Raw genomic sequence first — 25,998 nt, 5'->3', positions numbered from 1 at the left:
CGCGAACGACAAGCCAGGCCCAGACCAAGGGAGTCACGACAAAACCCCCGGCCAGCTTGCGCTTACCGGGGGTTCCAACGTGAACTACTTGGCGGAGACGGAGGGATTTGAACCCTCGGTCCCCTTACGGGGACTCCACCTTAGCAGGGTGGTGCACTAGGCCTGACTATGCGACGTCTCCAGGTGATCGACGCCGAGGCGCGAGCACACCGGACCATAGTAGCCGGTCGGGGCGTGGCATCCGAATCCGGGGATCGGGATGCCACGCCTCCGGCTCAGCGGACGTTTCCGTTCGAGCAGGTGGCCTGCGCGGCGGTCTGGCCGGCGATCTCCGACGGCAGCGTGATGACGCTCGACGACGGTTCAGGAGTGGGCGTCGCCCCGTCGGTCGGGGCCGGCGCGTCGGTCGGGGCCGCCGCGTCCGTCGCGGCGGGTGCCGGGGTGGCGTTCTCGTCGACCACGACGCCGTTGCCGTCGCTGAGGTTGCCGGACAGCTGGATCGGCTGGTTCGCGGCGAGCGCCGACCAGAGCGCATCCGCGGCCTCGCGGTCGGGGACGACACGGTTCGGGTCGGACGGATCGGTGTAGGTCGGGTACTGAACGAACACGATCTCGTTGAACGGAACGTCCTTCACCGCCATCGCGATCTGCACGAGCGTCAGCGGGTTGGTGAGCGAGGTGGACGGGTCGACGTTGCGCAGCGTCGTGGATGCGAGCTTGTACAGCGTCGCCGGGTTCGACAGCACCTCTTCGCTGCGAAGCTTCGAGACCAGTCGCGACATGTACTGCTGCTGGTTCGAGATGCGCCCCAGGTCGCCGCCGTCACCGACGCCGTGGCGGGTGCGCAGGAACTGCAGCGCATCGAGACCCTTGATGGTGCGCATGCCGGCGGGCCAGTCGATACCGGTGTACTGATCCTTGATGCCGTTGGCGATGCAGACGTCGACGCCGCCGATGGCATCCGTGATGTTGATGACACCACCGAAGCTGACCTTCGCCGCGAACGGGATCTGGAGGCCGCTGAGCTCGGAGATCGTCGAGACGACACAACCGAGGCCGCCGTACATGAAGGCACTGTTGATCTGCTGCTTCGACATCGCCGAGCTGACGTTGCCGTCCGCGTCGGTGCACGAGGGGATCGGCACCATCAGGTCGCGCGGGAACGAGATCACCGTGACGCGGCGGGGCTCGTCGGAGATGTGCACGAGCATGTTGACGTCGTTGAGGTTGCCCTCGGAGTCCGCCCCGCTGCAACGGTCGCCGAAGTACTGCGCGAAGTCGGGCTCGCACTCGTCGGTGCCGACCATGAGCAGGTTCACGCCGCCCTTGAGCTCGCCGATGTCCGGCGGGACCGCAGGCTGGTCGGGCAGATCGACCGCGTCGGCGGTGAAGCTCGACGACAGGTCGTACACGGCGTACGCGGCCACCCCGGCGCCGGCGACGAGGACGACGGCCATCGCGACGGCGAGCGCCCGGAAGAACTGTCCCAGCGGGCCGAGGGAGCGCAGGCGCCCATGACGCGCGATCGTCCTGCGCCCGCGCGGGGTCGTGGTTCTGCTCACTCGGGTCCTTTCGGGAGGACGGATGCCACGGGGCGGCACGCCGAGACCGCGACAACGCGCAGGTCGGGTCGAGTTTAAGGACCGACACCTGAAAAGTGCGTGAACGAACGGTGTGGCGAGTGGACGCGGGGCTGCGGCTGGGCCGGACGGGTCAGGCGCCGAGCTCGGAACGGGAGCCCGGTGCGACGGGCGTGTCGATGTGGAACGTCGCGGCGAAGCGTTCGAGCAACGACTCGTCGCCCGCCAGGACGTGGACGACACCGGAGTCGATGGCATCCCCCGGCGTCAGCGAGCCGGCGATGACGTTCCGGATGCCGGGGCCGGCGGCGAACACGAGGTCGGGCTCGGTGTCGGGGAGCCGTCCGCCGACCGGGGGCGGTGCGGGCGCGAGCGGGATGACCGTGAGGCGATCGCCCGCGACCTCGACGCGGAGCGACACGTCGGCGACGTGGAGTTCGTAGTCCATCGGCGGCATCCCCTCGGCGACTGCGGGCTGGAACGCCGTCCTCAGCGCCATGGTCAACGAGTCGGGCGTGATGACGTCGCCCTCACCTGGCTCCCCCATCGCCGCGAACCCCCACCGCCCGAGAGCCAGGACGATCGGCTCGAGCGCACGCCCGTACGGGGTCAGCTCGTAGATCGGCCCTCGGCCCTTGTAGGGCACGCGTCGGACGACCCCCGACTCCTGCAGCTCCCGCAGCCGGGTCGCGAGGATGTTCGTGGGGATCCGCGGGAGACCCTGCTTGAGGTCGGTGTAACGACGAGCCCCGACGAGCAGATCGCGAATGATGAGCAGTGCCCATCGCTCGCCGATCAGCTCCACGGCCGTCGTCAGGCCGCAGTACTGCCCGTAGTTGCGGGCGGCCACTAGGCCTGCGCCTGCTCCTCGTAGGCCCCCGGGCCTTCCGCAGCCGCCGTCGGGTCCATGTAGAGGAACCCAAGCGAGTTGCCGTCCGGGTCGTCGAGGTCGCGCGAGTACATGAAGCCGTAGTCCTGCGCCTCGCGCGGCTCGGTGCCGCCGGCAGCGAGCCCGAGAGCCAGGATCGCGTCGACGTCTTCACGGGAGTCGCGGGTGAACGACAGCGAGACCTGGACCGCCTCGTTCGGGTCGCCGATCGGCTTGTCCGTGAACGTCGCGAAGAACTCGCGCTTGAGGACCATGAAGTAGATCGTGTCGCTCCACACGACGCACGCCGCGTTGTCGTCCGTGAAGTTCGGGTTGATCGTGCAGCCCAAGGCCGTGTAGAAGGCCTTGGCGCGTTCGAGGTCGGTGGTGGGGATGTTGACGAAGATACTGGTGTCCATGCCCGCGATACTTGCAAAAGACAAGTTCACTTGTCAATAACAAGTATTTCGCGGCGCTCTACTCTGTGCGCATGCGCATGCGCCTCGAACTGATCCCGTTGACCGTCTCCGACGTCGACCGGAGCATCACCTTCTACCGCGACGTCCTGGGCTTCGCGCTGGATCACGACGTCTCTCCCGGCAACGGCATGCGGGTGGTGCAGCTCACCCCGCCCGGCTCGGCATGCTCCATCGCGTTCGGCACCGGGATCGGAGGCGGTGCCCCCGTCACGAACATCCACCTGGTCGTCGACGACCTCGAGGCGGCCCGCACGGCCCTCGCTTCGCGCGGCCTCGAGGTGAGCGGCATCCACGACCTGGGCGGCGGCGTGCGCTACGCCTTCTTCGCCGACCCGGATGCCAACTCCTGGGCGCTGCAGGAGATCCGTCCGGGCGCGTCGCTTCCGGAGTGAGGAGCTGAGCGGCGGCGGCGACGACCCGCTCACCCGTTGATGACGAGCGTTCACCCCTTGGGGGCTCGCGCCTGATGGCGTCCAGAAATAGAATAAAATAAATACGATTCGGGAGGCGCCAATGTCTGAGAGCGCACCGAGCCCTTTTACCCCGGGCTATGGCAGGAAGCCTGCCATCTTCGGCGGTCACGGGGAAGAGCTCACCGAACTCCGTCGCGTCTTCGACACCCTCGATTTCGGGGAGAATCACTCGGTGCTGGTCTCCGGCCTGCGCGGCGTCGGCAAGACATCGTTCCTCACCACGTTGCAGGACGATGCTCGGGAAGCCGGCTGGCTCGTCATCAGCGACGACGCCAGCGCCGGCCTCATGGGGCGAGTCATGGACTCCACCATCCCCACCCTCATCAATGAGCGAGCCCCGGAGTACCGCGCGCGCCTCAGCAAGCTGGGCATCTGGCAATTCAATGCCGAGGTCAGCTACGTCGACCGCCATCGCTCGGTGAAGCCGCAACTGCGTACCGACCTCGTCGCACTGTCCGCCGCGCTCGATGGATCGGCGGGCATTCTCATCACTGTCGACGAGGTCTCGGCAGGCAAGGTCCGCCTCCGCGAACTGAGCAAGTTCGCGCTCCAGGTCTCTCATGCCTTGGAAGACGGGGCGCAAGTCATGGTCGTCTTCGCCGGGGTGAAGGTGAGCCTCGACGCCCTTCTCGCCGAAGCGCACACGACTTTTCTCCGTCGCTCCCGCGAAGTCGAGTTCGAACGGCTGTCTGCGCCCGAGACGAGGAGAGTGTTCGTGGAGACCGCGCGCCTCGGCGGGCGCTCCATCGAGCAGGAGGCACTCGACAAGCTCGTCTCCCTGTCTCAGGGATACCCCTACCTCGTACAGCTCGCCGGTGATTACGCGTGGCGGAACAACTCCGCCGATCCCACCATCACCCTCGCCGACGCCACCGTCGCACATGACAGAGCCATCAAGGCTGTCGAGAGCCGCGTCATCAGTCGTGTCTACGGCGACCTCTCCGACGTCGACCAGAAGTTCCTCGACGCGATGGCCCAGGACGACGATCGCACCAAGGTTGCGGACATCGTCAAGCGGATGGGCGTCTCGGACGCCTACGTGCAGGTCTACAAGAAACGGCTGCTCGACAGCGGCTACGTCCACGCCGCCGGGCGCGGTTACGTTCAGTTCTCCTTGCCGTACCTCGGTGCCCACATCCGCCGGCAACTCGCGGCGGAAGCGAGCGACAATCGCGGCGACGGCGGGTGGAGCGCCTATCCCGCTCCCGATCTGCCGTCGTAGGGCACCGGGGGCGCCCTACGAGAAACGACGGAACGCGGACCCCGGTGGGGCCCGCGTTCCTTTGTGGCGGAGGGTGTGGGATTCGAACCCACGGGACATCTCTGCCCACTGGTTTTCAAGACCAGGTCCATCGGCCGCTCGGACAACCCTCCCGATCGTGCGAGTCTACCCAGCCGCGCACGACCCCACGCGAACGCCCACGATCCGGTCGAGCGCCCCTCGAACGGTCGCCCCGAACCTGGGCGTTCGACCCGAACGTGGGCCTTCGCCCGCCGCGCGGCTGCGCCATCGACGCGCCGAGGGCGCGGCGCCGTTCACGGGGCTGTCGGGGATCTGTCACCTCGTGCCGTTACGATCGGCCGGTGACCTGGGGGACGCGAGCGGAGACCGGCGCGACGAGACGGACGAGCGCTCGTGCACCCCGCGGCCTCCGCGGAGCCGACACCGCGACGTCGAGGAAACCGTTCGCGCGGCACGCCGCCGCCGAGACCGCGTCACAACGGTGGCGTCGGAAGGCCACCGTCGTGGCGGCTCTCCTCGGCGGTCCACTCACCGTCGTCGTCCTCACTCTGGCGGTCGCCGCCGGCGCGTTCGCCTGGCAGGTGCTCCAGGTGCGCGACGACCTCGAGGGAGCCCTGGCGCAGTCGAAGGAGCTCGTCCGCGCCGCGGCGAACGGCGACACCGACGGCATCCAACGATCCGGCGGCGACATCGTCGCCCGGGCACAGCGCGCCTACGACACCGCGCAGAACCCGCTCTGGGATCTCGCGGCGCAGATCCCGGCGGCCCGCACGAACGTCCTGGCGGTACGCGCCGTCACCGACATCGCCCACACGATCACGTCGCAGTCGATCCCCCCGCTGATGACCATGATGGCCACGTCGGGCGGGGACAGCACCGGAAACGGGATCAACCTCCGCCCGTTCCTCCACGCCGGCGAGGTCATCCCGACCGTGCTGACGTCGTTCGATGAGGCATCCCGCATCGCCTCGAGCATGGACCGCACGGGCGTCCTCCCCCAGATCTCCGCGCCGATCGACCAGCTCCAAACGATGATCCAGCAGGCCACCCCGATCCTGACGACGGTCGAGCAGCACCTCCCCGAGATCCTCCGTGCCGCAGGCGCCGAGCGTCCGATGCTGTACCAGGTCATGATCCAGACGCCGGCCGAGATCCGGGCGACCGGGGGTGGGGTCGCTCAATGGCTGGTGCTGAAGGTGGACGACGGCAACGTCGACATGCTCAGCCTCGACACCGGCACCGACCTCATGTACGTCGATCTGCCGTCGCGGGGCTTCGACACCGTGAACGGGTCGCTCCTCCGCCTCCCCGCCGAGACGCGGCAGCTCTACCCGCCCGAGATGACGAACTGGTCGTCGAACTTCACCATGTCCCCGGACTTCCCGACCGCTGTCGAACTGTTCCAGAAGACGCGCGAGTGGACCGACAAGCCGACCTTCGACGGTGCGTTCTCCATCGATCCGATCGTCCTGGCCCACCTCCTCGAAGCGACCGGCCCGATCACCCTCGCCTCGGGCGAGACCGTCGACGCCCAGAACGCCGGCTCCAAGCTCATGAGCGAACCGTACGAGCGGTACGGCATCGACAACGGGGCCATGGACCGCTACTTCAGCGAGATCAGCGCGGCCATGTTCTCCAAGCTGACCGGGCGCCAGTGGGACGTCGGGACCATGTGGAGCCAGGTCGTCCGCAGCGCCCAGGAGGGGCGCATCTACGCCTGGTTCGACGACCCGGGCCTGGAAGCCCTCTCGAAGCAGTACGGTCTGGACGGCACCCTGCAGGAGGACAACACCTCGTCCACCCAGCTCGGCATCTACTTCAACGACTACTCGATCGGGAAGCTCGAGTACCACCTGACCTACTCGCAGTGGGCGACGTGCAACGCCGACGACCGGACCATCACGGTGTCGATGGAGCTGCACAACAGCATCACGGATGCCATCACGAGCGGCTACACCTTGGGACTGCGCAACATCGAACGCGGGATCGACCTGCGCACCATGATGCTCGACGTGCTGTTCTTCGCCCCGCCGGGCGGGGAGATCGTCTCCACGGATCCCGACGAGGGCGACCGCTGGGATTCGACTTTCCACGATCGCTCCGGGTCCGACCACTCGAACCCCGCCGTGAGCCGGACGCTGCTGCTGCCCGAGGGGGCCACACGCACCGTCTCGTACACCGTGAAGCTGCCGGACGGAGACCTCGGTCCGCTGGAGCTGCGCCACACCCCCGGCGCGAACGACACGAAGGTCAGCATCGACGCGAACTGCGCCCCGCTGTTCCGCAGCCCCGAGGGATCCGACAACGTCCTGCTGTCGAAGATCGGCTGACCCCCGCAGAGGGCGCGCGCCACGAGAGGCGATCTCACCGCGCGGTACCCGCCCGGCGTCGCGCCACCTGCACCCCTCTCGCGGACTGACCTGCGCAGACGCGCGGCGGCGGCCCCGGGCGCACCCGCCCGGAACCGCCGCCGTCGTCTTCTAGCCCAGCGGGCCGTAGTTCGCCGGCGTCGTGCGGGCGTGGGTCGCCTGCTCGAAGCCGTAGGCCAGACCGAGGAGCGGCCCCTCGGCGAAGTCGCGACCCAGGAACTCCAGGTTCACCCCTCCCGTCGAGGCCTCTCCGGCGATGCCCTGTCCCATCGGCACCGTGACCGCGGGGAGCCCCGTGTTGGGGCTCAGTCGCATGTTGGTCCCGATCGTGCTGTAGGGGTTGCCCGTCGGATAGACGACGGCATCCAGTCCCTGGTCGTCCATGAACGCCGTCATGATCTGCTTGCCCTTGGCCAGCTGCAGCGTGTGGGTCCCCTGCGGGCCCGCCCACGCCTGGTACGCCTCTTCGGTGACCGCGGCGCGAGTGCCGTAGGGGTTGGTCGCCCGCCCCGGGACGATGTTCGGCGACTGCGAGATCGCGAGGAGGCTCCGGGTGGTCACCGCGGGATCGAGGTAGGCGTCGATGTAGTTCTGCAGGTCGTGTCCGAACTCGGGCCCGCTGCCGCTGCCCTCACCCACGATCGCCGCGAATCCGTCGGGAGCGGCGACCTCGACGAGCGTGGCGCCCTGAGCCTCGAAGGTCGCCCGGGCCTCGGCGAACAACCGCTGCGTGATGGGGTTGGTTCCGAGCATCGAGGCGATGTAGCCGATCTTCTTCCCCTGCAGGGACTCACCGTCGAGGTAGGCGGTGTAGCTCTCCGGGATCTTCCCGGCCGAGCGGGCCGTGACGGGGTCACCGGAGTCCTCGCCGACGACGGCGTCGAGGGCGACGGCCGCGTCCAGGACGGACCGCGCGATCGGGCCACCCGTGTCCTGCGAGAGCGCGAGCGGCACGATGCCGTCGCGGCTGGCCAGACCCACGGTGGGGCGCACACCCACGAGCTGGTTGTACGTCGAAGGGATGCGGATCGACCCGCCGGTGTCCGTCCCGAAGCCGATGCCGGCGAGGTTCGCCGCGATCGCCGCACCCGTACCGCCGCTGGAACCGCCGGAGGTCTGGTTCGTGTCGTACGGGCTCGAGACCGTGAGCGCCGTCCCGGCGGGCTGGAACGCCGACCACTGCGACGACAGGTTGATGGCGAACTCGTCCATCGACGCCTTCGCGACGATGACCGCGCCGTCGGCGCGCAGGCCCTTCACCATCGTGGCATCCGTCGTCGTCTGATTGTCCGTCCAGCAGCCGCAGCCCGCGGTGGTGGGCATGTCGACGGTGTTGTAGTTGTCCTTGAGGGCGATCGGGATGCCGAGCAGCATGCTCGTCATGCCCTTCTCGGCGCGGATCGCGTCGGCTTCGGCCGCCGCCTTCAGCGCGACGTCACTGGTCGTGATGATCGAGTTCAGGGGACGACCGCCGTCCTGGCGCACGACCTTGTCGTACGCGGCGATGCGGTCGAGGTACTGCTGCGTCAGCTCGACCGAGGTCAGCACGCCGGCGTTCATCGCGGCCTGCATCGCCACGGCGTCGGCCTCGACGATCTGGAACGGACCGTCGTCGTAGACGACGCGCTCCGACAGAAGCGCCAGGTCGGATGCCGTGATGGCGCCGTCGTCGTCGAGGTCGAGCGCCGAGATCTGCGCCCACCCGGCGTCGCTCGAGGACTGACCGATCTTCTCGGCCAGCAGGGCCAGATCAGCCTCGGTCACCTGAGCGTCACCGGTCAGGTCGAGCTCGGTGTAATACGGGGCGAGGAACGGCGCCGCCGCGGGGGCGGGGGCGGGCGCAGCCACCGCCGCGGGAGCGGTGAACGCGGCGGCCGCGACGACGCCGAACGTCGCGGTGACGGCGAGGGCGCGGCGGGACAGGGGGGTCATGAGCGATCCTTCACGAGTCGGGGAGGAAGAGGCGGGCGCGATCATCCGCGCACCCCCTGACGGCGACGGGCGACGAGGACCGCGCCGATCGCGACGAGAGCGACACCGACGGCACCGGAGATGAGCCACGGCGTGGCGTCGACGCCGGTGGTGGCGAGATCGCCCGAGCTGCTCACGATGGGCAGAGCCGACGAGGACGACGAGGGCGACGGGGATGCCGAGTCGCTCGGCGACGCGGACGGCTCCGGCGTGGGCAGCGCCGCGAGCTCGACGGTCTCGGATGCCACGTCGGTCTGCTCCGCGGTGTCGCCGGTCGAGGAGACCAGACGCACGGACGTGAGCTCGACGCGGGCCGTGCCCGAGCCGATCGCCCGCAGGGGCACGGTGGCCAGGACGACGGTGCCGGACAGCCCCGGCGAGGTTCCGAGCCGAGTGTGCGAGACGGTGAGGGTGCCGGGACCCTCCACGGCCGAGGTGAACCCTCCGTCGGGGCCGACGGGAGCGTCGGCGGACGCGAGCGCGCCCTCGGTGACGGTGAACACCAGGTCGTAGGCGTAGAGATCGCTCACGTCGGTGCCGGAGACCGTGGCGAGGACGGTGTCGCCCTCGGTGGCGCCGGAAGAGGAAAGCTCGAGCGTGAAGGTGGCGGCGGGCTCGGACGCGTGCGCGGCGGTGGCGGCCGCCAGCGGCGCGAACAGCGCCAGGACCGCGGCGATCGCGGCGCTCACGCGCCGTGTCGCTCTCGAGGGTGATGCGGGGATACGTGCGGACATGCGGTGGCGAAGCTCCTCGGGGAGGGGGCGATGACGACCGCGCGAGCCGGGGTGGTGGCCGGAGCGGTCGACGGGGGTGCCCCGACCCTTTCAGCCCAGCATGTCCGACAAGTTGCGCCAGATTTCGCCCTCGTATCGCGCGCCGCTGGGAGCGTTCGATGCTCCGGGTATGGATTCGTTGTGAACCCATCCCGTCTTCTCTGACGAAGACGTCCTACAGCGCGCGGAGCACCGCGGCGACGCCGCCGTCCGACACCGACAGACCCACCTCGCCGGCGGCGGCGTGCACCTCGGCCGGACCCTGCTGCATCGCGATGGCGCGGCCGCCGTGCGACACCGCCCACTGCATCATCTCGATGTCGTTGCGCCCGTCGCCCATCACGAGCACGTTCTCGGGAGGGATGCCGAGCCACTCGCGCACCAGCTCGAGGGAGGTGGATTTGTTCACGCCCTGCGGCGCGATGTCGAGCCACGCGGTCCAGCCGATCGCGTAAGACACCTGGGTGAGGCCGATGCGCTCGACGAGCTGGAGGAAGTCCTTGTCGGTCTTCTCGGGAGCGACCACGACCACGCGGCACACCGGCTGGTGCGACAACTCGGCGAAGGCCACCTTGTTCGCGCCCTGCAGGTTCCAGTCGTCGAGGTAGTCGGTGAACAGCCGCTGCCCGTCGGGCAGCTCCACGAGGAAGTGCGCATCGTGCAGATGCTCACCCAGCAGCGTCAGGACCTCGGTCGGGTCGAACGTCTCGACGTGCGCGCGCTCGTAGTCGGTGGCATCCGGTCCACCGATCCGCCGCATGACGATGGCCCCGTTCGAGCACACCGCATATTCGGGGTGGATGCCGAGGCGTCCCATGACCGTGTGGGTGCTGTCCCAGCTGCGCCCGGTGGCGAGCATGACCTCATGCCCGGCGTCCTGCGCGTGGCGCACGGCATCCACGACTCCGGGGCTGAGCGACTCGTCCTCGAGGAGGACGGTGCCGTCGATGTCGAGCGCGATGAGCATGCGCCCGACCGGGGCCGTGCGGGCGACGTCGACGACGACCTCGGCCGCCTCGTCCTGCGGCGACGTGTCGACGTCTCCGATCCGGGGAAGGGCGGCCTCGTCGGTCACGCGATCGGCTCCATGACCTCGAGCCCGCCGAGGTACGGCCGGAGCACCTCGGGGATCGTCACCGAGCCGTCGGCGCGCTGGTGGGTCTCCAGCAGCGCGACGATCCATCGGGTGGTGGCGAGCGTGCCGTTCAGCGTCGCGACGGGCTGCGTCTTGCCGCCATCGGCCGGGCGGAAGCGCGTCTCGAGGCGACGCGCCTGGTAGGTGGTGCAGTTCGAGGTACTCGTCAGCTCGCGGTAGGCATCCTGCGTGGGGACCCACGCCTCGATGTCGAACTTGCGCGCGGCGCTGGATCCGAGGTCGCCGGCGGCGACGTCGATGACGCGGTACGCGAGCCCCAGGTCTTGCAGCATGCCCTCCTGCATCGCGACGAGACGGTCGTGCTCGGCCTCGGCATCCGCCGGGTCGGTGTAGACGAACATCTCGAGCTTGTTGAACTGGTGCACACGGATGATGCCGCGGGTGTCTTTCCCATAGGACCCGGCCTCGCTGCGGTAGCAGGTCGACCAGCCGGCGTAGCGCTTCGCCCCGCGCTCGAGGTCGAGGATCTCGTCCATGTGGTACCCGGCCAGAGGCACCTCGCTCGTGCCGACGAGGTAGAGGTCTTCCTTGGGCAGGTGGTAGACCTCGTCGGCGTGCTGGCCGAGGAAGCCGGTGCCGCGCATGACCTCGGGCCGCACGAGCGTCGGCGGGATCATCGGGGTGAAGCCGGCCTGCAGCGCCCGGTCGAGCGCGAGCGTCATGAGCGCGAGTTCGAGGCGCGCGCCGATGCCGGTGAGGAAGTAGAAGCGACTGCCCGACACCTTCGTGCCGCGCTCCATGTCGATCGCGCCGAGCTTCTCGCCGATGGCGAGGTGGTCGAGCGGCTCGAAGTCGAACGTCGGGACGTCACCGTGCGTGCGCAGGGTGACAAAGTTCTCCTCGCCACCGGCCGGCACGCCCTCGATGACGATGTTCTCGATCTTGCCCAGCGCCGCCTCGGCGGCCTCTTCGGCCGCGGTCACCGCGTGCTGCGCGGACTTGACCTTCTCGCTGAGCTCCTTGGCCTCGGCCACCAGCGCGGCCTTCTCCTCCTTGGGCGCCTGCGCGACCTTCTTGCCGTGCGCGTTCTGCGCCGCACGCAGCTCCTCGAAAGCCGTGATCGCGGCGCGACGCGCGCGATCCGCCTCGATCGCGGCATCCACGGAGTCCGGCGACTCCCCGCGCGCGATCTGGGAGCGCTTCACCAGTTCGGGATCTTCACGCAGCAGAGTCAGGTCGATCACGCGTCCATCCTACGGTCGGCTCCGCTCCCGCATTCCCGCGTCACGACCCGGCGCTCGCGGGGTCGAGCGCCTTCGTCACCGCGAGCACGTCGGCGTACTGCCCGTCGATCGCCGCGCGGCGTGCAGCAGCGTCGGCGTCCGCGGCCTCGACGGTGGCGACACGCGAATCGAGGTCGGCGTGGCGCGCGTCGAGGTCGGCGAGGCGCCCGGCGAGCGCCTCCTGCCACGTCCCGCTGCGCCGCACGCCGTCAGCCCCCGTCCAGTCCTGTCCCCACTGCGCCCGATCTGCGGGGGCGAGGGAGTTGTACCGGTCGGCGTCCTGTTGGTAGAGCAGGCGGTCGCGCTCGTACACCTCACGGTCGGCGTCGAGCTGCGCGCGTCGAGTCGCGGCATCCGTCACCGCCTGCCGGAGTTCCGCATCGGCCCGCTCGTAGTCGGAGATCAGCCCGTCGACAGCCGCGGTCACGCGATCGTGCACCTCGACGAGCGCGGCACGATCGGTGAAGTAGCGTGCGTACACCGCCTCGAGCTCGGGGGCGAAACCGCCTTCCGGCCACACCTGCGAGCCCAGGTAGGCGAAGAGCTCGGTGTCGCGGTTCTCCTCGTGATCGCCGACGGACCAGTCGATCTGCTGACGGACCGGGTCATCGGCGTCGACCCGGTCGATCGCATCGTGCAGCAGATCGCGCACGTGCCACACCTCGCCCGAGCCGAGCCGGTCGAACGCCGCGTGCAGGAGTTCGTGCGCGAGGGTCGTGACCGCGGCATCGGCCACGCGCGGATCCGTCGGAACGAAGACGAGGATGCCGGCGAGGCCGTAGCACCCGGCGACCGCGTGATCGTCGGCGGTGTCGGTCACGCCGCAGGAGCGCTGCAGCTCACGCCCCCGCGCCGACGTCGCACCCACGAGCGTGAGCAGTTCGCGCCCCTCGCCCGTCAGGAATGCGTGATCGGCGACCGCCGAGATGTCGGCGGCGAGGGCCCTCGGCCCCATCCATTCCCCGACCTGGGCGACCAGCGCACGGTCTGCGCCGCTGCCGAACACCGCGACGGTGGACACGAGCAGCACCACGGTGACGACGCCCGACACCACCAAGGTCCGACGGCGACGGCGCGACCGGGCGAGGGAGGCGAACGGCTCCTCTTCGGCGGGCCGCCGCGACCGCTGCGGCGGCTGCTCGAACAGGGTCATGGGCGCACGCTAGACGCCCGCGGAGAACGGCGGAGGGCGGCATCCTGAACAATGCCCGCCGTAGCCTCCCGGTCAACCCCCGTCCGCGGGAACGGAAGCGCGCGCGGGCGGTCCTATGGTGGATGCCATGGCCGACCCTCAAGAACCGCACGACGACGCGGACGCCCCCCTCTCCCCCGAGGCCGAGAAGGACCGGGCGGCATCGGAGGGCTCGGGCGAGGACTTCCACGCGGCGAGCCTTCGCGCGGAGGACGAGCCGGACACGGTCGCGGTGGACGACCCCGATCCGAAGGATGCGGCCGAGCCCGACGACGTCATCCATGAGCCCGGGGACGTCGATTCCGACACGTCCGACGGCACCTCCGGCGAGGCGGTGCGCGTCACCCCCGACGGCGACGACGCCCCGATGGATGCCGAGCCCACCGACAAGAAGCGCGCGGCACTCGTCTACAACCCCACGAAGGTCGACCCCGAGGTCCTGCGCCCCCGCGTGAGCGAGCTCTCCGCCGAGGCCGGCTGGGCCGAACCCCTGTTCTACGAGACGACCGTCGACGATCTCGGCGACCTCGCGACCCGCGCCGCCCTCAAAGAGGATGTGGATGCCGTGCTCGTCGCCGGCGGCGACGGCACCGTCCGTGCCGTCGCCGAGGCCCTGACCTCGACCGGCATCCCGTTGACGATCGTCCCCAGCGGCACCGGCAACCTCCTCGCCCGCAACCTCAACCTGCCGCTCGACGACGCCGACGCGATGATCCGCGCCACCTTCGACGGGAAGGTGCACGCGACCGACACCGGGATCGCCCGGATCCGCCGCGCCGACGGGACCGTCGAGGAGCACGGCTTCGTCGTGATGGCCGGAATGGGCCTGGATGCCGCGATGATCCAGAACACCCGCCCCGAGCTGAAGAAGTCCGTGGGCTGGGTGGCGTACGTCGACGGGGCCGCGCGTTCCCTGGTGAACGCCAAACCGTTCCGCGTCATGTACCAGCAGGACGGGCACGGGCACCGCCTCCACTCCGCCAAGGTGCAGAGCGTGCTCTTCGCCAACTGCGGCGCGCTGCCCGGCGGCGTCGCGCTGATCCCGGACGCGTCGATCGCCGACGGCATCCTGGACGTCGCCGTCATCCAGCCGACGGGTCCGCTCGGGTGGCTGGGCGTCTGGCGCAAGATCTGGTGGGACAACTCGGTGCTGCGTCGGTTCCGTGCCGGGCGCCGGGTGCTCGAGCGCCGCCGCGACTCGTCGGTGCGCTACCTGCGCGGCACCGGCATCGAGCTGGCCACGGCCCCCGCGCAGCCGATCGAGCTGGACGGCGACGAGTTCGGCGAGGCGACGCGCATCTACGCCCGCGTGATCGAGGGCGGCCTGCAGGTGAACCTCCCCGCCGGCCACGACACGTCCACGCTGTAGTCGCGCGTCGGTGCTGTGCCCGTCTGGCATCCAGATCACGTGATCTGGCCGAGGTCACCCGACGGTGCGCGTCACGTCGGGTGATCTCGGCCACTTCGCGTGATCTGGCGGCCCGGGCACCCGAGCGCGGGGCACGACGGGACGAGAGGCGCGCGCGGGACTGTCAAGCCCGGCAGCGCGAACCGCAGGCTGGATAGCGTCGCTGCATGGCTTCTCCGTCCCTCGTCTGGTTCCGTGACGACCTGCGACTGACCGATCACCCGGCGCTGCGCGCGGCGCTCGACCGCGGGGAGCCGGTGATCGCGCTGTACGTGCTGGACGAGGAGTCCGACGGCGTGCGCCCGATCGGCGGGGCGGCGCGATGGTGGCTGCACCACTCGCTGGCATCCGTCGCCGAGCGCCTCGAGAAGCGGGGATCCAGCCTCGTGCTGCGCCGGGGACGCGCGGCCGACGTCGTGCCCGCCGTGGTCGAGGAGACCGGGGCAGGGGCGGTGTTCTGGAACCGGCGCTATGGCGGGGCCGAGCGCGAGACCGACGCGGGGATCAAGGAGAAGCTGCGCGGCGACGACGTGACGGTCGCCTCGTTCGCGGCGAACCTGCTGTTCGAACCCTGGACCGTGCGCACGGGCGCGGACAAGCCGTACGGCGTCTACACGCCGTTCCGTCGGGCGGTGGAGAAGATGCCGTCGCCCCGCGCACCGCTGCCCGAGGCGCGGAAGATCCCGGGCCCGTCCAAGGCGCCCGCCTCGGACGACCTGGACACGTGGAACCTGCTGCCCACGAAGCCGGACTGGGCCGGGGGCCTGCGAGAGACGTGGGAGCCGGGCGAGCCCGCCGCCCTCGCGCGCCTGCGGGAGTTCCTCGACGACGACCTCGGCGACTACGCGTTCTCGCGTGACGCGTTCGCGGGCGGCGCCACCTCGAACCTGTCGCCGCGACTGCGCTGGGGCGAGATCAGCCCCTACCAGGTGTGGCACGCCACGCTCGAGCACCGGGGCTCCGGGAAGCACGCCGAATCGGCCACCGGCTTCCTGTCCGAGGTCGTCTGGCGCGAGTTCGCGTGGCACATCCTGTTCCACTCCCCCGATCTCGCGACGAAGAACTGGCGCGCGCAGTACGACGCATTCCCCTGGCCGCGGCTGAACCGTGCGCACCTGGAGACCTGGCAGCGCGGGGAGACCGGGATCGCGGTCGTGGATGCCGGGATGAAGCAGCTCTGGCACACCGGGGTCATGCACAACCGCGTGCGCATGGTCACGGCATCCTTCCTCACCAAGAACCTCCTCATCGACTGGCGCCACGGCGAACAGTGGTTCTGGGACTGCCTCGTCGACGCGGATGCCGCGAGCAACCCGTTCAATTGGCAGTGGGTCGCGGGATCGGGGGCGGATGCCGCTCCCTACTTCCGCGTGTTCAACCCGGAGACGCAGCGCGAGAAGTTCGACCCGCACGACGAGTACATCCGGCAGTGGGCGCCCGAGCACCTCGACGGCGGGGCGCCGACGCCGATGGTCGACCTGAAGCAGACGCGTCAGCGAGCGCTCGACGCGTACGACAAGGTGCGGCACGGCGGCTGAGCCCTCCGGGGTATCGTCGTGCGATGCGCGCCGTTCCGCCGTCCCTCGATCCGCTGATCGTCGACGAAATCGACCGCCGGCTCGTCTCGGTGTCGACCGCGCACGACGTGCGCATCCCCTGGGCGATCGAGAGCGGAAGCCGGGCCTGGGGTTTCCCTTCGCCCGACAGCGACTACGACTGCCGGTTCGTGTTCGTCCGGAGCCCGGAGTCGTACCTGTCGCTGTGGCCGACGCGCGAGGTCATCGAAACTCCGCTCGACGAAATCTACGACGTCAACGGATGGGATCTCGCCAAGACCGTCCGCCTCCTCGTCAAAGGCAACGCCACGGCGATCGAGTGGCTGCGCTCTCCCATCGTCTATACCGGCGATGCCGCCTTCCGCGACCGGCTGCTCGCCCTGGCGGACGCCACGGCGGAGCGAGCCGCTGTCGGACGCCACTATCTGCACGTCGCGCGCCGGCAGAAGACGGGCACCGCGACCCTGAAGCGGTTCTTCTACGTTCTGCGCCCGGCGGCGGCCCTCCGATGGCTGGAATCGCATCCCGGCGCGGTGCTCCCTCCGATGGACCTTCCGCGTCTGCTCGCCGAGGGCGACGTGGACGACGCGGTGCGCCGCGCCGCCGACGAACTCATCGCGGTCAAGTCGCGGACCCGGGAGTTGGGCGCCGGTTCGCCGCCCGACGTCCTGGAACGATTCGTCGCCCGGCAGTTGGAGTGGGCCGGGCGGTTCGAGGACGCACCGCCCGAGAAGGACCCGGTCGAGGTCCGTCGGGTGGCCGACGACTACTTCCGCGCCGAACTCGCGATGCGCTGACGCCGCCCGGCGGGCACGCGAAAGGGGCGCCGGCCGAAGCCGACGCCCCTTTCCACGGAGTCGTCAGTTGACGCGGGTCTCGGCGACCTCGTCCTCGTCGTCGTCGCCCGGGATGAAGACGTCGACCACGGTCACGTTGATCTCGGCGACCTTCATGCCGACGAGCTCGGTGATCGCCTGGTGCACGGCGGCACGGACGTTCGAGGCCACGCGCTGCAGCTGCTCGGGGTAGTCGACCTGGATCGCGATGTCGGCGGCGACCTCGGTCTCGCCCACCTCGACGCTCACGCCCTGGGCGTAGTCCTTCGCACCGACGGCCTGACGGATGTTGCCGATGACGCGAGCCGCACCGCCGCCGAGGGCGTGGACACCGGGGACCTCGGCCGCGGCGATACCGGCGACCTTGGCGACGACGGCATCCACGATGACGGTCGAGCCGCCGTTCTTCGTGGCCGTGGCGGGGGTGGTGGCGGTGGTGTTCTCAGCCATTGCGCTTTCCTTCCGTGAGTGCGGAACCCTGTGTTCCGCGAAGTCACAGTGGAGACGCGCTCGGGCGGGGGTTCGTCACGGCGGATCGGCTGAGAGAACCCTGAGCGTCCGGGGGCGCCGGCGTCACTCGTCGAAGAAACCGCCGTATGGGAGGTCGGCGGTGCCGTCGTCACGCTCGTCGACGGCGACGGTCTCGACCGAGAACACCACGGACGTGTGCGGCGAGAACAGCACGCTCACCTCCCTGTCGCCCACGACGACGAACGACTCGAACCGACCGCCGCGGTCGACGGCGCTCTCGATCCTCGCCTTGAGCGTCTCGATGTCCTGTCCCTGCGCCAACGCGAAGACCGCGTCGTCGACGGCCATCTGTGTGCGGATCATGGTCTTGCCCCCGTTCATGCGGGCGACGGTAGGTCGGTCGGTTCCCCCCGCCGAGGGGGTTGCGGTATCCCCGCCACCGGAATACCCCCGGCCGCCGCCGGGTTGTCTCCGGGGTGAACGTCGCGATCCCCTCCCTCTCCGTTCTCGACCTCGTGCCCGTGCGCGCGGGCCAAACCAGCGCGCAGGCCGTCGCCGCATCTCTCGATCTGGTCGAACGTGCCGACCGTCTCGGCTACCGCCGCTACTGGTTCGCCGAGCACCACAACATGCCGGCGGTCGCCTCGACCGCACCGCCGGTCCTGATCGCCGCGGCCGCCGCGCGCACCGCCCGCATCCGCGTCGGGTCGGGCGGGGTGATGCTGCCCAACCACTCGCCCCTCATCGTGGCCGAGCAGTTCGCCGCCCTCGAGGCCCTCGCCCCGGGCCGCATCGACCTGGGTATCGGGCGGGCCCCGGGCAGCGACCCCGTGATCACGCAGCTGCTGCACCGGTCGGGCGCCACGAGCGACGTGTCGCGCTTCCCCGATCACGTGACCGACATCCTCGCGCTCACCTCGCCCGAGGGCGCGACGGTGCGATTCACCTCCGGCACCGAGTACCAGGTGAAGGCGACACCGCTGGCATCCGGGATGCCGCAGGTGTGGCTGCTCGGTTCGAGCGACTACTCGGCGCAACTGGCCGCGTCGTACGGGCTCCCCTACGTCTTCGCCAACCACTTCGCCGGCGAGGGCCTCGAGCACGCGCTGCGTCTGTACCGCGACCAGTTCCAGCCGAACGAGTCCGGCGACGGCCCGCGGACGTTCGTCACGGCGAACGTCGTCGCCGCCCCCACCGCCGAGGAGGCCGAGGAGCGCGCGCTGCCGCAGCTGCGGATGATGGCGCGTCTGCGGACCAACCGCCCGCTCGTGCCGCTCGAGACGGTCGAGCAGGCGAAGGCCGACCCGTTCGATGCGATGGCGCAGTCGCTGATGGCATCCAGCCGCCAGAAGTGGTTCGTCGGCACCGGCGACGATGTGCGCGCACAGCTGGCCGAGTTCGCGGCCCGGTACGACGTCGACGAGATCATGCTCTCTCCCGTCGCGGGCGCGTACGACGGCGAAGCGCTGGACGCCGCGGGCGGACGCGCGCAGACGTTGGAGCTGGTGGCGGAGAGCGCCGCCGTCGCGGCCTGACGACCCGGGTTACGCGTCGGGCTCGCCGCTGAGCAGGCCTCGCAGCCAGTCGCGCGCCTCGACGAAGACGTCGTCGGAATACCGCTGCGGGTAGCGCACGATCGCCCGGTCGGCGCGCGCGTACGACCCGAGGAAGATCACCTTGGGGCTGAAACGCCGCAGGCCCAGCAGCGCGTCGGCCATCCGTTCGTCCTGCACGTGCCCGTCGGCGTCGATCACGAACCGGTACCGGCCGAGCGCGTCGCCGATGGGACGGGATGCCAGCAGGCTCAGGTTGATGCCCCGGGTCGCGAACTGCTCGAGCAGTTCCAGCAGCGCACCGGGGTGATCCTCGGGCAGTTCGACGATGAGCGAGGTCTTGTCGGCGCCGGTCGGGGGCGCGGGAGCGACGGTCCGGCTGACGAGGACGAAGCGGGTCACCGCGTTCGGGTTGTCGCCGATCTCCTCCGCGAGCACCTCGACCTCATGATGCGCGACGATACCGGGCGCCGCGATCGCGGCATCCGCTCCGCTCGAGCCGTCGAGGACGCCGAGGGCGCTCGCGACATTGCTCGAGGCCGGCAGGTGCGCGTGCGCGGGGAGGTGGTCGCGCAGCCAGCCGAGGCACTGTCCGTAGGCGACGGGGTGGGCCGCGACGAGCGAGACGTCGGCGAGGGTCGCCCCGCGGCGACCGACGAGCACGAAGTTCACCGGCACCAGGTACTCGCCCACGATCCGCAGTCCCGGCACGGTCGCGAGGGCGTCCTGCGTCGTGGAGACACCGCCGTCCACCGAGTTCTCGATCGCGATCATCGCGGCATCCGATCGGCCTTCGATGACGTCGGCGAGCGCCTCGGCGACGTTGCGGACGGGGCGCCAGACCTGGTCGCGGGCCTCGGGCACCTGCGCCAGTGCCGCCTCGGTGAACGTTCCGGCAGGCCCCAGGTAGCTGTAGGTACGGCGGGCGGGCACGGTGTCGGTGTCGGGCAGCACCGGCTCAGCCTAGTCCTCCCGGCGATACGGACGAGATCGACCTGGGGACCGGACGATTTCGGGGGTGAAGAGAACCACCGGAATAGGGGGTCGATGCGGCCGCATGGACCGCCGGGGTATTGGCACGATGAGCGATACCCGCCTGCCCGAGGTGGGTGATCCACCGCCGCGTGCCTCAGCAACCCGCGAGCAAGGAGCCCGATCACCGATGAAACGTGCCCGCCCGAAAACTCCGCGTCGACGTCGCCCGAGAGGCCCGCTCGACCCCACGCCCGGAGCTCTGCACCCCCGGCCTTCGCCCGCGACGATCGTCCGGTCGCGCGTGGCGCTCGTGGCCACCGTCGGACTCTGGCTCCTCTACATGACGACGGTCGTGGTCACGCTCTCCCGCGGCGACGCCCTCACGGACACGTGGCACTTGATCGGGACGGTGGTCTTCCTCGTCTCGGTGGCCGCCCTGACCTTCTCGTCGAGCATGTATCTCCTCGCCCGTGTCGGCGCGCTGCCGCGCATGGCGGCGCATCGTCGGGCGCGACGCGCGGACATCGACGAGCGCTTCGACCGGGACGACCTCCGCGTCCTCGCGCTCCTGCCCTCCTACGGAGAGGATCCCGCCTACGTCCGGATGGCGCTGTGGTCGGTCGCTCTGCAGGAGGTCCCCGACCTCCGCGTCGTGCTGCTCCTCGACGACCCTCCGAGCGACGACCCCGAGATCGTCGACCGACTCGCCCGCACCCGGGCGATCATCGACGAGATCAGCCTGGAGCTGTCCGGCCCCCTCGAGCTCGCCCGTGAGGCGTTCGAGCGCACCGGGACGGATTCCGTGACCGAGGCTCGCAGTGCCGTGGCCGCCGCCTACCACATGGCATCCTGGTGGGTCCGCAGCAGGGCCGACGTGGAACCGCGCGACGGGCACGTCGAGACGTTCTTCGCCGAGAGTGTCCTGGAGTCCCTCGCCGACGAGCTGGGCGCGATGGCCGCCGCCCTCGACGAAGCGGATGACGACGGCGACCAGGCGTTGAGTCCCGCTCGAGTCCGTTCGCTGGCGCACCGCCTGGTGCGGATCTTCAGCGCCGAGGTGACGGTGTTCGAGCGCAAGCGCTTCCGCGAACCGTCGCACGAGCCGACGAAGGCGGCCAACCTCAACGCCTACCTGGCCCTCGTCGGCGGCGTGCACGAGCTGCACGACCTCGACGGCGTCCCGCACACCCTCGACGTCCCGAGCTGCGACGCCGTGATCACGCTCGATGCCGACTCGATCCTGCTGCCCGAATACGCGGCCCGCCTGGTCTACGCCCTGGAACAGCCGGGCAACGAACGCGTGGGGATCATTCAGACCCCGTACTCCGCGTATCGCGGTCGGCGCAGCAGCCTCGAACGCCTCGCGGGCGCGACCACCGATGTCCAGCACATCGTGCACCAGGGCCTGACGGCCTTCGACGCCACGTTCTGGGTGGGGGCGAACGCCGTCATCCGCTGGGCCCTGCTCGAGGATCTGCGCACGGTGGAGGCCGTGGACGGCCGCGACGTCGTCCGTTTCATCCGCGGACGCACCGTCATCGAGGACACCGAGTCCAGCATCGACGTCATCGCCGACGGGTGGACGCTCGTGAACTATCCCGAGCGGTTGAGCTACAGCTCCACCCCGCCCGACTTCGGCACCCTGGCGGTTCAGCGACGGCGATGGGCCAACGGTGGGCTGCTCGTGCTGTCGGCTCTCTGGCGGACGGCTGTGGCCCGACGTGCCGCGGGGCACCCGATGCGTCTGTCCGAGATCCTGTTGCGGGCCAATTACCTCGGCTCGATCGCCTGGGTGACCGCGGCGCTCATCATCCTGCTGACCGTGGTCCCCCTCAACGGCGAGTTGGTCAGCGTCACGCTGATGGTCATGGCTCTCCCGTACTTCATCGAGATGGCCCACGACCTCCGCGTCCTCGGGTACCGGCGGCGCGACATCTTCGGCGTCTACGGCTTGAACCTGTTGTTGGTGGCCGTGAACATCGCCGGGACCGCGGGCTCGATCGCTCAGGCCTTCACGGGACAGCGCGTCGCCTTCGCCCGCACGCCGAAGCAGGGCGACCGGACACCCGCGGGCGCCCTCCTCATCGCCGCCCCGCTGATCATCGCCGGAGGGGCCGTGGTCGTGGCGGTCCGCTCGATCCAGGGCGGGTCGTGGATCGCGGCGGCCTTCGCCGTCTTCACCGCCGTCTGCGTGGGAGAGGCGCTGATCCGGCTGATCGGGATGCGGGCCGCGGTGTCGGACCTGTGGAACGGGTGGCTGGAATGGATCTGGGTGCCGACCGATCGCCGTCCCGCCGCCGCGGCCGACACGACGGTGCCGGCATGGCGCCGCGTGCTCGACGACGGCCTGATCGAGCCGGTGAGCGCATGAGCGCCCGGCCGCGGACACGCTTCGGCGGACGCCGGGTGTCGTGGCTCCGCCTCGCCGTCAGTGTGCTCGGGGGCCTCGGGCTCGTCGCGGTCGGTGTCGCCGCGGTCGCTCCCCCGATCTCGTTCGGCGCTACGGGCACACCGGTGGACCAGCGGTGGTACGCCGGGTACTACGACGTGACCCTGGACCAGGGTGCGGAGCTGGCGGACGACGAGCTCGCCGCGGCACCGGGTGGCGCGGTCCTGGCGTTCGTGGTCGCCGCCGGCGACACCGACTGCACCCCGACGTGGGGCAAGACGTACACGCTCGACGACGCCGCGACCCGCTTCGACCTGGACCGTCGGATCGAACGGATGCGCCGGGAGGGGCATCCCGTGACGGTCTCGTTCGGGGGCGCGATCAACACCGATCTGGCCGTCGCGTGCACGACCTCCGTGGATGCCGCGAAGGCGTACGGCGCGGTCGTCGACCGCTACGGCATCGACACGATCGACCTCGACATCGAGGGCAAGACCCTCGCCGACCGGTCGTCGTGGTCGCGACGCGCCAACGCGATCGCCCGCCTGCAGGGCGCCCGACCGGCGGACCACCCCCTCGCCGTCTGGCTCACGCTCCCCGTCGCCCCCGACGGCCTCACCACCGATGGTCGGGACCTCATCGCCGGCATGCTCCGCGCGGGGGTGAAGCTGGCCGGGGTCAACGCCATGACGATGAACTACGGCATCCAGGATCCGAAGAATCTCGTCGACATCTCGACGCACGCCCTGGATGCCACGGCCTCGCAGCTCCGCACTCTGTGGGACGACGCGGGCCTGGACCTTCCGCCCGGAGGGGTGTGGGAGCTGATGGGTGCGACCCCGATGATCGGACTCAACGACGTCCCGACGGAGACGTTCACCCTCGATGACGCCCGGGCGTTCGCGGCCTTCGCGAGTGAACGCGGGATCGCGCGCCTGTCGATGTGGTCGATCAACCGCGACCACACGTGCGGACCGAACTACCCCTTCACGGGGACGGTCTCGACGCGCTGCAGCGGCATCGACCAGGGCGACGAGACGTTCGCCGGGGTTCTGTCGAACGGGTACCTCGGGCGGGTGGCCCACGCGAGCGTCGAGACCGATCCGCCGATCCTCGAAGACGACCCGAAGACCAGCCCGTACCCGATCTGGAACTCGACCACGTTCTACTCGGCCGGGGTGAAGGTGGTCTGGCACGGCTCCGTGTACGTCGCGAAATGGTGGAACCAGGGCGGGAACGCGCCCGACGATCCGACGCTCGACACCGGGGCGGCCGCCTGGAGCTACATCGGTCCGGTGCTGGCATCCGATCAGCCCTTCCGACTGCCGCAGCTCCCCGCGAACACGTATCCGGAATGGGATGCCACGACCCTCTACAACCAGGGCGACCGCGTGATGGTCGACGGCACCGGGTACGAGGCCAAGTGGTGGTCGCGCGGCCAGAACCCGGCCCGTTCGATCCTCGACCGCGACTACTCGCCGTGGACACCGATCGAGGGCACGGCCGACCCCGCCGCGGGCGACGCCTCCGCGGGCGACGCCTCCGCAGCGGGCGACGCGCCCGCGGCGGGCGGGGTGGCGGTGAGCGGCGGGCCCGCGGGGCGCGTCGGCGCGCAACCGGCACCCGCGGCGGGGTAGGTCGTCAGGCGCCCGTCGGCGACGACGTGGGCGAGCGCGAGACGCCCGGGCGGCAGCACCCGCACGACGACCCGGTGCTCTGCCGTCTCCAATCGAACGCGCACGACCGCGGCGAAGTCCGGCACCCAGGTCTCCGCGCGTCCGGGGGAGCCGCCGTCGTCGAGCAGGACGACGTCGACGCCGCGCAGCCGCGCCTGCATCGCGGCATCCGCGATCCCGTGTCCGTGCAGGCGGCCGGCGCGATAGCCGTCGCGGAGGCGCCCCTCGATCGCCCGCGCATGGCGACGGTCGTCATCGGTGACCGTCCCGACGCGCACGACGTGCTCCAGGAGCGGCCGGGCGTACACGTCGACCTCGGTGAGGTGGGCCACGAGCTCGGCGTGCGCCGCGGCGTCCCAGGCGGCACGACGGGCCGACCCGACGCGGGCCTCGGCTTGCGCGGCCGCCGAGGCCCGCAGTCGACGGAGCACCGCGACGAACACAACGCTGAGGCCCACCATGGTCGCGACGCGGGTGCCGATCCCCAGCATCTGCTGCAGATCGGCGCTGCGCACGACCGCGTCGGCCGCCAGGAGCGCGAGCAGCATGCCCCCGCCGATCAGGGCGACTCCGCCGCGGTCCCGCAGGGCGAGGGCGACCGCGACGAACGCCGACGCGGTCACGAACCACGCCGATCCGTAGCTGATCGGCGCCGGGATGCTGGAGATCCCGACCGCGACGCACCCGCTCAATACCATGACGATGGCCAGCGCACGCAGACGCGAGACCCCGTCACGAGCACGCCCCACGATCGCGGTGAGGACGAGCAGGATCGCGAGCATCGCCAGAGACACCACCCCCGCCCCGCCGATCCCGGCTTGGAACGCCGCGGCAAGACCCACCGCCGTCTGCGTGACGACGAAGATCGCCCCCACCAGGCCTTCGCGCGTGCGGACCGTCCACCCCGGAGGTGTCGAGGAGGTCGGGACGGGAGGCTCGTCGGCCGCCCAACGAAGCCGTACCCGCGTGCCCCCGCCGGGCGCGCTCTCGACCTCCGCCCGCATCCCCGGAATCTCGGCCGGCACGCCGAGGACCGTCATGGCGAGTCCCAGGCGGTTGGCGCGCACGTTCTCGGGAGTGAAGCCCGGGCCGTCGTCGGCGACCTCGATGCGTCCTCCCGCCGGCTCGACGGAGATCGTCACCCTCACATCGGCGCCCGGGGCGTGCCGACGGGCGTTGTCGAGAGCCTGAGCGGTCGCGGCGACGAGGGCATCGGTGACCTCCGGCGAGCACGTCGCCGCGCCCGGGGGGCGCTCCGCGCGGACCCGCGCCCCGGCCTCCTCGGCGAGCGCCGTGACACGCGCGACGAGGTCGGACGACGGCGGATGCGCCCGCACCGACGCGGTGGCGCGGGCCGCCTGGTGGAGGACGGCATCCTCCGACCCGGGCGTCGCGTCGGCGACCCCGCGCAATGCCGCGAGGACCTCGTCGTGCACGAACGCGGCGGCGCGGGATCGGGCCGACAACCGCGCGCGCTCCCCCGCCTCGACCACCGCCGCCGCCGCCGCGCGCACGGCCGCGCGATCGACGTGAACGGCCGTGCGCAGGGCGATGTCGGCCACGGCGCACGTGGTCACGGCGGAGAGCAGGGCCTGGGTGTCGTTGGCGAGTCCGGTGAGCGAGTAGCCGCCGAGAACGCTGCGGGACAGGACGATGACGACCGTCCACATCGAGAGGAACGCCGCCGTCCACCGCCACCCGCCGGCCACGAGGATCGCCAGTGACGGCGCCGAGACCGCGGTGAGCAGCCACGGGACGGTGCCGGAGCTTCCGGCATCCATCACGGCGAAGCCCGCGAAGGGATAGA

At 70.5% G+C, this 25,998-nt stretch carries 20 protein-coding genes, 2 tRNA genes and 1 pseudogene; 9 read left to right on the top strand and 14 right to left on the bottom strand.

What is annotated here, in order from left to right; all coding sequences use genetic code 11:
- Positions 1-89: 89 nt before the first annotated feature.
- The 4 genes from BW982_RS12350 to BW982_RS12335 all read right to left on the bottom strand — a co-directional run bounded on the left by BW982_RS12350 (position 90) and on the right by BW982_RS12335 (position 2,867).
- Positions 90-181 (bottom strand) — tRNA-Ser (locus BW982_RS12350).
- 94 nt (positions 182-275) lie between these two features.
- Entirely contained in the window at positions 276-1,562 is a 1,287-nt protein-coding gene (locus BW982_RS12345; protein WP_076493563.1) for an LCP family protein, read from the bottom strand.
- Between the two features lie 151 nt (positions 1,563-1,713).
- Positions 1,714-2,430 (bottom strand): winged helix-turn-helix transcriptional regulator, encoded by a 717-nt coding sequence (locus BW982_RS12340; protein ID WP_076493561.1) that lies wholly within the window; start codon positions 2,428-2,430, stop codon positions 1,714-1,716.
- Positions 2,430-2,867, bottom strand: a complete 438-nt coding sequence (locus BW982_RS12335) for a VOC family protein (protein WP_076493558.1) — start codon at positions 2,865-2,867, stop codon at positions 2,430-2,432. The genes BW982_RS12340 and BW982_RS12335 overlap by 1 nt, the downstream gene beginning before the upstream one ends.
- Positions 2,868-2,938: 71 nt before the next feature.
- Between BW982_RS12335 and BW982_RS12330 the strand changes: the two genes are divergently transcribed.
- Together BW982_RS12330 and BW982_RS12325 are read left to right on the top strand one after the other, a co-directional pair.
- Positions 2,939-3,319, top strand: coding sequence for a VOC family protein (locus BW982_RS12330; protein WP_076493556.1), 381 nt, complete (start codon positions 2,939-2,941; stop codon positions 3,317-3,319).
- 121 nt (positions 3,320-3,440) lie between these two features.
- Entirely contained in the window at positions 3,441-4,622 is a 1,182-nt protein-coding gene (locus tag BW982_RS12325) for an ATP-binding protein (RefSeq protein WP_139327429.1), read from the top strand.
- A gap of 64 nt (positions 4,623-4,686) precedes the next feature.
- Here the strand turns inward: BW982_RS12325 and BW982_RS12320 are convergent.
- Positions 4,687-4,774, bottom strand: a tRNA-Ser gene (locus BW982_RS12320).
- Positions 4,775-5,146: 372 nt separating this feature from the next.
- Between BW982_RS12320 and BW982_RS12315 the strand changes: the two genes are divergently transcribed.
- Positions 5,147-6,973 carry a DUF4012 domain-containing protein gene (locus tag BW982_RS12315; protein ID WP_139327428.1) on the top strand — a complete coding sequence of 609 codons (1,827 nt, stop codon included), beginning with the start codon at positions 5,147-5,149 and terminating at the stop codon, positions 6,971-6,973.
- Positions 6,974-7,123: 150 nt separating this feature from the next.
- Here BW982_RS12315 and BW982_RS12310 read toward each other — a convergent pair whose 3' ends face one another.
- The 5 genes from BW982_RS12310 to BW982_RS12290 all read right to left on the bottom strand — a co-directional run bounded on the left by BW982_RS12310 (position 7,124) and on the right by BW982_RS12290 (position 13,288).
- Positions 7,124-8,944, bottom strand: coding sequence for an amidase family protein (locus BW982_RS12310; protein ID WP_076493548.1), 1,821 nt, complete (start codon positions 8,942-8,944; stop codon positions 7,124-7,126).
- A gap of 41 nt (positions 8,945-8,985) precedes the next feature.
- Complete coding sequence (locus tag BW982_RS12305) at positions 8,986-9,672, bottom strand: cohesin domain-containing protein (RefSeq protein WP_076493545.1); 687 nt, start codon at positions 9,670-9,672, stop codon at positions 8,986-8,988.
- A gap of 259 nt (positions 9,673-9,931) precedes the next feature.
- Positions 9,932-10,831, bottom strand: coding sequence for an HAD family hydrolase (locus BW982_RS12300; protein ID WP_254845584.1), 900 nt, complete (start codon positions 10,829-10,831; stop codon positions 9,932-9,934).
- Entirely contained in the window at positions 10,828-12,096 is a 1,269-nt protein-coding gene (gene serS, locus BW982_RS12295) for a serine--tRNA ligase (RefSeq protein WP_076493543.1), read from the bottom strand. The genes BW982_RS12300 and serS overlap by 4 nt, the downstream gene beginning before the upstream one ends.
- A gap of 40 nt (positions 12,097-12,136) precedes the next feature.
- The gene (locus BW982_RS12290; RefSeq protein WP_076493541.1) at positions 12,137-13,288 is read right to left on the bottom strand and encodes a hypothetical protein; all 1,152 of its coding nucleotides are present in this window, start codon (positions 13,286-13,288) and stop codon (positions 12,137-12,139) included.
- 127 nt (positions 13,289-13,415) lie between these two features.
- Here BW982_RS12290 and BW982_RS12285 point away from each other — a divergent pair, with 127 nt between their 5' ends.
- From BW982_RS12285 to BW982_RS12275, 3 genes are all read left to right on the top strand, one after another.
- Positions 13,416-14,696 carry a diacylglycerol/lipid kinase family protein gene (locus BW982_RS12285; protein WP_083696684.1) on the top strand — a complete coding sequence of 427 codons (1,281 nt, stop codon included), beginning with the start codon at positions 13,416-13,418 and terminating at the stop codon, positions 14,694-14,696.
- Between the two features lie 206 nt (positions 14,697-14,902).
- A complete protein-coding gene (locus BW982_RS12280; RefSeq protein WP_076493539.1) occupies positions 14,903-16,273 on the top strand; it encodes a cryptochrome/photolyase family protein in 1,371 nt (456 codons plus the stop codon).
- Between the two features lie 23 nt (positions 16,274-16,296).
- Positions 16,297-17,088, top strand: a complete 792-nt coding sequence (locus BW982_RS12275; protein ID WP_076493536.1) for a nucleotidyltransferase domain-containing protein — start codon at positions 16,297-16,299, stop codon at positions 17,086-17,088.
- Between the two features lie 63 nt (positions 17,089-17,151).
- Here BW982_RS12275 and BW982_RS12270 read toward each other — a convergent pair whose 3' ends face one another.
- Complete coding sequence (locus BW982_RS12270) at positions 17,152-17,577, bottom strand: Asp23/Gls24 family envelope stress response protein (RefSeq protein ID WP_076493533.1); 426 nt, start codon at positions 17,575-17,577, stop codon at positions 17,152-17,154.
- Positions 17,578-17,700: 123 nt separating this feature from the next.
- On the bottom strand, positions 17,701-17,979 hold the full coding sequence (locus tag BW982_RS12265) for a hypothetical protein (RefSeq protein WP_076493531.1): 279 nt from the start codon (positions 17,977-17,979) through the stop codon (positions 17,701-17,703).
- A 95-nt stretch (positions 17,980-18,074) separates the two neighbouring features.
- On the opposite strand from BW982_RS12265, the gene BW982_RS12260 reads away from it, so the two are divergent.
- A complete protein-coding gene (locus BW982_RS12260) occupies positions 18,075-19,133 on the top strand; it encodes an LLM class flavin-dependent oxidoreductase (protein WP_076493529.1) in 1,059 nt (352 codons plus the stop codon).
- A gap of 9 nt (positions 19,134-19,142) precedes the next feature.
- Here the strand turns inward: BW982_RS12260 and pheA are convergent, their stop codons facing one another.
- On the bottom strand, positions 19,143-20,105 hold the full coding sequence (gene pheA, locus BW982_RS12255; protein WP_076493527.1) for a prephenate dehydratase: 963 nt from the start codon (positions 20,103-20,105) through the stop codon (positions 19,143-19,145).
- 322 nt (positions 20,106-20,427) lie between these two features.
- Here pheA and BW982_RS12250 point away from each other — a divergent pair, with 322 nt between their 5' ends.
- A complete protein-coding gene (locus tag BW982_RS12250; RefSeq protein ID WP_076493525.1) occupies positions 20,428-22,497 on the top strand; it encodes a glycosyltransferase family 2 protein in 2,070 nt (689 codons plus the stop codon).
- Positions 22,494-24,152, top strand: a complete 1,659-nt coding sequence (locus BW982_RS18680; protein ID WP_076493523.1) for a chitinase — start codon at positions 22,494-22,496, stop codon at positions 24,150-24,152. The genes BW982_RS12250 and BW982_RS18680 overlap by 4 nt, the downstream gene beginning before the upstream one ends.
- Before the next feature lie 998 nt (positions 24,153-25,150).
- Here BW982_RS18680 and BW982_RS18675 read toward each other — a convergent pair.
- Positions 25,151-25,861, bottom strand: a pseudogene (locus BW982_RS18675) (sensor histidine kinase); the annotation flags it as partial.
- Positions 25,862-25,998 lie beyond the last annotated feature (137 nt).

Origin of the sequence: Microbacterium sp. RURRCA19A, from assembly GCF_900156455.1 — a bacterium.
Taxonomy (GTDB): Bacteria; Actinomycetota; Actinomycetes; order Actinomycetales; family Microbacteriaceae; genus Microbacterium.
The sequence above is the reverse complement of the archived record's forward strand: the minus strand, read 5'-3'. Positions and strand labels throughout refer to the sequence as shown.

Bases quoted from the DNA above. Each gene is read 5' to 3' on its own strand.
- BW982_RS12335 (WP_076493558.1), bottom strand. From the start codon at position 2,867: ATGGACACCAGTATCTTCGTCAACATCCCCACCACCGACCTCGAACGC.
- BW982_RS12330 (WP_076493556.1), top strand. From the start codon at position 2,939: ATGCGCATGCGCCTCGAACTGATCCCGTTGACCGTCTCCGACGTCGAC.
- BW982_RS12325 (WP_139327429.1), top strand. From the start codon at position 3,441: ATGTCTGAGAGCGCACCGAGCCCTTTTACCCCGGGCTATGGCAGGAAG.
- BW982_RS12310 (WP_076493548.1), bottom strand. From the start codon at position 8,944: ATGACCCCCCTGTCCCGCCGCGCCCTCGCCGTCACCGCGACGTTCGGC.
- BW982_RS12290 (WP_076493541.1), bottom strand. From the start codon at position 13,288: ATGACCCTGTTCGAGCAGCCGCCGCAGCGGTCGCGGCGGCCCGCCGAA.
- BW982_RS12285 (WP_083696684.1), top strand. From the start codon at position 13,416: ATGGCCGACCCTCAAGAACCGCACGACGACGCGGACGCCCCCCTCTCC.
- BW982_RS12280 (WP_076493539.1), top strand. From the start codon at position 14,903: ATGGCTTCTCCGTCCCTCGTCTGGTTCCGTGACGACCTGCGACTGACC.
- BW982_RS12275 (WP_076493536.1), top strand. From the start codon at position 16,297: ATGCGCGCCGTTCCGCCGTCCCTCGATCCGCTGATCGTCGACGAAATC.
- BW982_RS12270 (WP_076493533.1), bottom strand. From the start codon at position 17,577: ATGGCTGAGAACACCACCGCCACCACCCCCGCCACGGCCACGAAGAAC.
- BW982_RS12265 (WP_076493531.1), bottom strand. From the start codon at position 17,979: ATGAACGGGGGCAAGACCATGATCCGCACACAGATGGCCGTCGACGAC.
- BW982_RS18680 (WP_076493523.1), top strand. From the start codon at position 22,494: ATGAGCGCCCGGCCGCGGACACGCTTCGGCGGACGCCGGGTGTCGTGG.